The organism is Promicromonospora kroppenstedtii DSM 19349 (assembly GCF_000515355.1).
Lineage (GTDB): Bacteria > Actinomycetota > Actinomycetes > Actinomycetales > Cellulomonadaceae > Promicromonospora > Promicromonospora kroppenstedtii.
In genome coordinates, this window is the sequence record NZ_KI911693.1 from 41,731 (window position 1) to 42,738 (window position 1,008).

At 74.1% G+C, this 1,008-nt stretch carries 2 protein-coding genes; one reads left to right on the forward strand and one right to left on the reverse strand.

Annotation, left to right across the window (positions count from 1 at the left end):
* Nucleotides 1–681: PspC domain-containing protein (locus tag PROKR_RS35205; protein ID WP_169736454.1), on the reverse strand; the 681-nt coding region annotated here is incomplete at its 3' end.
* A 136-nt stretch (nt 682–817) separates the two neighbouring features.
* On the opposite strand from PROKR_RS35205, the gene PROKR_RS17010 reads away from it, so the two are divergent.
* On the forward strand, nt 818–1,008 hold a 191-nt coding region (locus tag PROKR_RS17010; protein WP_036964936.1), incomplete at its 3' end, for a PspC domain-containing protein.

Genomic DNA, 1,008 nt, shown 5'->3' on the forward strand with positions numbered 1-1,008 from the left:
CGGCGCGGGGGTGCCTGGCGTCGGCGTGCCGAGCGGGGCGCCCGGGCCCGTGGGAGCACCGGGGACCTGCCCCTGGCTCCGGGCCACGTTGTTGTCGCGGGCCCGCTGCACGCCCTGCACGATCAGGTAGAGGATGACGCCCAGAACAGCCAGCCAGAAGAGGATGACCAGCCAGTGCCAGCCGCCGTCGTCCCACCAGCCCAGCGGGCCGCCCCACGCGAAGCCGACCAGGAACACGGCCACGGCGCCCAGCATGGCGACGTCGAAGTTGCCGCGAATGGCCTCCTGCAGGTGGATGCGGCCGTCGCGCTCGGGGAGCAGCGCCCAGCCCACGCCGTACGCGATGAGGCCGAGGCCGCCCAGGAAGAAGCTGACGATCAGCAGGCCGCGGACCAGCAGCGGGTCCCAGCCGATGCGCTCGGCGAGACCGCCGGCCACACCGCCCACCCAGCGCTGGTCGGAGCGGGGGAAGAGGCCCCGGCGGATCGAGGCGAAGAAGCCGGTCTCCGGGTACGGCTGCTGGCCGGGAGCGGCGGGTGCAGGACCGACGTTCGGGTCGGCGGCCGCGTCAGGTGCGGTGCTGGGCGCGGGGTCGACCGGGTCCGGTCCGCCGGACCTGGCGTCGGCCGGGCCGCCCGGCTCGTTCGTGGCGTCCTCGGGACGCGTCTCGTCGGTGCTCATGACAGCAATGCTGGTCGACCGGCGGCGGATCCGGCATCGGGACCTGCCCTGAACCGACCCTGGTTACCCCCGCGCCGCACCCTGAGATCCCGGCTCAGGCGTGTTCAGGGGAGCCCTGACGTGTGACGATCAGGGTGTGGACCAAAGACTCACCCTTCGCAGACCCGGCAAGGCCGGGCCGGGCTACAGCGGCCGCTGGCTGGCCGGCGTGGCCGCCGGCCTGGCGGCGCACACCGGCCTGCCCGTGTGGCTGGTCCGGCTCGCGTTCGTCATCCTCACCGGCTTCGCCGGCGCGGGCGCCGTCGCCTACGTCTTCTGGTGGATCAC